General features: G+C 71.8%; 4 protein-coding genes. All 4 read left to right on the top strand.

Going from position 1 to position 4,487, the window contains the following annotated elements; translation table 11 throughout:
- Window positions 1-775 (top strand): tetratricopeptide repeat protein (locus FQY64_RS14515; protein WP_222431799.1); only part of this gene is annotated, 775 nt, incomplete at its 5' end.
- Window positions 772-2,487, top strand: coding sequence for a GspE/PulE family protein (locus FQY64_RS14510; protein WP_146475432.1), 1,716 nt, complete (start codon window positions 772-774; stop codon window positions 2,485-2,487). The genes FQY64_RS14515 and FQY64_RS14510, both read left to right, overlap by 4 nt.
- Window positions 2,484-3,689: a type II secretion system F family protein gene (locus tag FQY64_RS14505; protein ID WP_146475430.1), complete on the top strand. Its 1,206-nt coding sequence runs from the start codon at window positions 2,484-2,486 to the stop codon at window positions 3,687-3,689. The genes FQY64_RS14510 and FQY64_RS14505 overlap by 4 nt, the downstream gene beginning before the upstream one ends.
- A partial coding sequence (locus tag FQY64_RS14500; protein ID WP_222431798.1) for a hypothetical protein occupies window positions 3,689-4,487 on the top strand: 799 nt, incomplete at its 3' end. The genes FQY64_RS14505 and FQY64_RS14500, both read left to right, overlap by 1 nt.

Raw genomic sequence — 4,487 nt, 5'->3', positions numbered from 1 at the left:
GCCGCCCGCTCCGCCCGCCCCCATGCCGGCGGCAACCGGCGATGGGGCTACGGCTGCCGCCGATACGGCGGCGCCACCCGCCGCGGCGCTCGACACCCCCGCGCCGGCGCTGCGCCGTTCGCGCCGCGCCGAACCCGCGGCCGCGGACGAACCGTACGACGACGGCCGCGCGCCGCGCTTCGTGCGCGGCGAAGCGCAGCCGGCGCTGCTGCAGCGCGCCTACGAGGCGCTGAACGCGCAGCGGCTGGACGAGGCCGAGACGCTCTACCGCCAGGCGCTGAGGCGCTCGCCGCGCCATCCCGATGCGCTGCTCGGGCTGTCGGCGATCGCCGAGCGCCGCGGCGATACCGCGACCGCCGTCGAAGGCTACCGCCGCGTGCTCGATCTGGAGCCCGGCCATCCGGTCGCGCTGGCCGCGCTCGCCGAACTGGGCGGGCTCGACGAGGGCGGCGCCACCGAAAGCCGCCTGCGCAGCGCGCTGGCCGACAAACCCGACGCCGCGCCGCTGCATTTCGCGCTCGGCAACGCGCTGGCCGCGCAGGCGCGCTGGAGCGAGGCGCAGCAGGCCTACTTCCAGGCGTACGCGCTGGCGCCGGACAACGCCGATTACGCGTTCAACGTCGCCGTCGCGCTCGACCGCCTGCACAAGCCGAAGCTGGCCGCCGAGCACTACCGCCGCGCGCTGCAGCTCGCCGAAGCCGGCCCGCACGCGTTCGACGCCGCCGCCGCGCAGCGTCGCCTGCAGGCGATCGACCGGGAGAGCGCCGGCCGATGACCGTGCTCGCCGCCCCGCCCAAGCGCCGCCTCGGCGAAGAGCTGATCGCCCGCGGGCTGATCACCGCCGACCAGCTCAAGATCGCGCTGCTGGAGCAGAGCCGCATCAAACAGCCGCTCGGCGAGGTGCTGGTCGCGCTCGGCTTCCTCACCGAGGAGACGCTGCGCGAGGCGCTGTCGGAGAACCTCGGCTTCGCCGGCATCTCGCTCGGTTCGATCCTGGTCGACCGCGAGGCGCTGAAGCTGGTGCCGAAGGAGGTGGCGCGCCGCTACACCGCCTTCCCGGTCGCGCTCGACCGCGACAGCCGCCGGCTGACGATCGCCATCGCCGACACCAACGACATCATCGCGATGGACCAGATCCGCGCCCTGCTCGGCGACCGCGCCGAGCCGGAATGGCGGCTGGCGGCCTCGGGCGAGATCCTGCGCGCGATCGAGCAGTACTACGGCCACGAGCTGTCGATCGACGGCATCCTGCACGAGATCGAAACCGGCGAGATCGACTTCGCCACGCTCGCCGCCGATCAGGCGCACGAGTACAGCCATCCGGTGGTGCGGCTGATCGACGCGCTGCTGGCCGATGCGGTGCTGCTGGGCGCCTCCGACGTGCACTTCGAGCCGGAGCCGATGTTCCTGCGCATTCGCTACCGCATCGACGGCGTGCTGCGCCAGGTGCGCGTGCTGCACCGGCGCTACTGGCCGGCGATGCTGGTGCGGCTGAAGATCCTGTCGGGCATGAACATCGCCGAGAACCGCGCGCCGCAGGACGGCCGCATCTCGCTGGTGCTGGCCGGGCGCGACATCGACTTCCGCGCCGCGGTGCAGCCGACCATCCACGGCGAGAACGTGGTGCTGCGCATCCTCGACCGCAAGAAGGGCATCGTCGCGCTCGACGATCTCGGCCTGCGCGAGGAGCAACTGGCGCTGCTGAAGCTGATGCTGGCGCGCCCGGAAGGCATCCTGCTGGTGACCGGCCCGACCGGCTCGGGCAAGACCACGACGCTGTATTCGGTGCTGAACTACCGCAACAGCGAGCACGTCAACATCATGACGCTGGAGGATCCGGTCGAGTACGCGATGTCGATGATCCGCCAGACCTCGGTCGCCGAGACGCTGCGGCTGAGCTTCGCGGAAGGCATCCGCTCGCTGATGCGGCAGGACCCGGACATCATTCTGGTCGGCGAGGTGCGCGACCGCGAGACCGCCGAGATGGCGTTCCGCGCCGCGATGACCGGCCACCAGGTGTTCACCACGCTGCACACCAACTCGGCGATCCGCTCGATCCCGCGCCTGCTCGATCTGGGCATCCAGCCGGAGGTCATCGCCGGCAACGTGATCGGCATCGTCGCCCAGCGCCTGGTGCGCAAGCTGTGCGTGCACTGCCGCGAGCCCTACGCGCCCGACGGCGTGGAGCGCACGCTGCTGCGCATCGCGCCGGACGAGGACGCCACGCTGTACCGCGCGGTCGGTTGCGAACGCTGCGGCTTCCAGGGCTACCGCGGCCGCTTCGCGATGATGGAGATGCTGAAGTTCGACGACACCCTCGACGAGATGGTGGCGCGCCGCGCTACCTTGCGCGAGATGAACGCCTACGCCGAGCGCCAGGGCTTCGTGCCGATGGCCGCCGACGGCATGCGCCGCGTGCGCGAGGGCGTGACCACGATCGAGGAGGTCTCGCGCGTGGTCGACCTGACGGCGATGGTGGCGGCATGACCCAGTACCGTTACCGCGCGGTGGACGTCGACGGCCGCGTCGTCACCGGCCAGGCCGAGGCGCTGAACGTGCCGGAGCTCGAAGGCCGGCTCGCGCGCATCGGCCTGAGCCTGATCCGCACCACGCAGGTGCGGCAGAGCACGTTCGTCGCGCGCCGGCAGACCATCGGCAGTCGCGACCGCATCAACTTCTTCGTGCACATGGAATCGCTGCTGCGCGCCGGGGTGCCGATCCTCGATGCGCTGACCGACCTGCGCGATTCGGCCGAGACGCTGCCGATGCGCGAGCTGGCCGGCGGCCTGCGCGACCGCATCGAGACCGGCTCGACCTTCTCCGACGCGGTGGCCGCCTACCCGCAGGTGTTCAGCCCGCTCACCGTCGGCCTGATCCGCGCCGGCGAAGTCACCGGCAAGCTGCCCGAGGTGCTGGCGGAGATCGTCGACAGCCTGAAGTGGCAGGACGAACTCACCGCGCAGGCCAAGAAGGCGCTGATGTATCCGGCGTTCGTGGCCACGGTGATCACCGGCGTGGTGTTCTTCCTGATGATCTACCTGGTGCCGCAACTGGTGGCGTTCCTGCGCAACATGGGGCAGGAGCTGCCGTTGCAGACGCGGCTGCTGATCGCGGTGTCGGAGTTCTTCGTCGAGTGGTGGTTCGCGGTGATCGGCGCGCCGGTGCTCGCCATCGTCGTGCTGGCGGTGGCGGCCCGGCGCGACCCGCGCGTGCGGCATGCGATCGACCGTACCCTGCTGCGCCTTCCGGTGTTCGGCGAGGTGGTGAAGAAGATCCTGCTGGCGCGGTTCGCCAACACCTTCGGCCTGATGTACGGCGCCGGCATCACCGTGATCGACAGCCTGCGCCACTGCGAGGAGGCGGCCGGCAACCTGGATGTGCGCGACGCCATCGGCCGCACGCGGCAACTGATCGCGCAGGGCGTGTCGATCGCCGAGGCGTTCGCCACCGTCGGCCTGTTCCCGCCGCTGGTGATCCGCATGCTGAAGGTGGGCGAACACACCGGCGACGTCGACGGCTCGCTGAAGAACGTCAGCTATTTCTACGCGCGCGACGTGCGCGAGGCGATCGGCCGCATCCAGTCGATGATCGAGCCCACGCTCACGGTCGTGCTCGGCGTCGTGCTCGGCTGGATGATGCTGGCGGTGCTCGGGCCGATCTACGACACCATCTCGAAGATCCGCATGTGATGAAGCGCGACCTGCTCTATCTCGGTGCCGGAGGCGAACACTGGTTGCGGCCGGGCGCGGAAGCGGCGCGCAGCGCGGTCGTGGTGGTGGCGGACTTCGTCGAGGAGGCGCCGATCCGCGCCACCCTGCCGCGGCTGGGCGGCCGCGATCTGGCCGCGCTGGTGGCGCGCCGGCTGCAGCAGGAGTTCCGCGAGACCGGCTACCGCACCGCCTACCGCATCGGGCCCGGACGCACGCCGAAGACGGTGGACTGGCTGTTCCTCGGGCTGCCGGTGGCGCACACGCTGGATGCGCATCTGCGACCGCTCGCCGAGAGCGGCCGGGCGATCGCCGGCGTGTGGACGGTATCGCTGCTCGCCGGCGCCTGGGTCCGCGCCGCGGGCAAACCGCCGCCGGCGTTGCTGGTGGTGCTGCCCACGCCCGCCGGCCTGCGTCACGTGTTCCTCGAGCACGGACAGCCGGTGCTGTCGCGCCTGATCGCGCCGGCGTCCGATGCGGGCGCGCAGGCGGACGAACTGGAACGCACGGTGCAGTACCTCTACAACGCGCGGCTGGTGGAGCGCGGGGCGGAGATCCCGCTGTGGGCGTGGGACATGGACGGTGAGCAGGCGACGGCGCTGGCGGTGCCGGGCGTGCGCGCCGAGCCGACGCCCGCCGCGCGCGGCCTGCCGGATCCGGTGCGCTGCGGCGTCGAGGCGCTGTTCGCGCTCGCGCTGCGGCGCCCGCCGGCGGTGCAGCTCGCGCCGGAACCGTTGCGCCTGCATCACCACGCCGCGCGTGCGCGGCGCGCGATCGCCG

Source organism: Vulcaniibacterium thermophilum (assembly GCF_007923255.1).
Classification (GTDB): Bacteria; Pseudomonadota; Gammaproteobacteria; order Xanthomonadales; family Xanthomonadaceae; genus Lysobacter_F; species Lysobacter_F thermophilum.
This window is presented reverse-complemented; position numbering and strand designations above follow the sequence as displayed.

Excerpts from the sequence above, each read along its gene's own strand:
- FQY64_RS14510 (WP_146475432.1), top strand. The coding sequence starts at position 772 with ATGACCGTGCTCGCCGCCCCGCCCAAGCGCCGCCTCGGCGAAGAGCTG.
- FQY64_RS14505 (WP_146475430.1), top strand. The coding sequence starts at position 2,484 with ATGACCCAGTACCGTTACCGCGCGGTGGACGTCGACGGCCGCGTCGTC.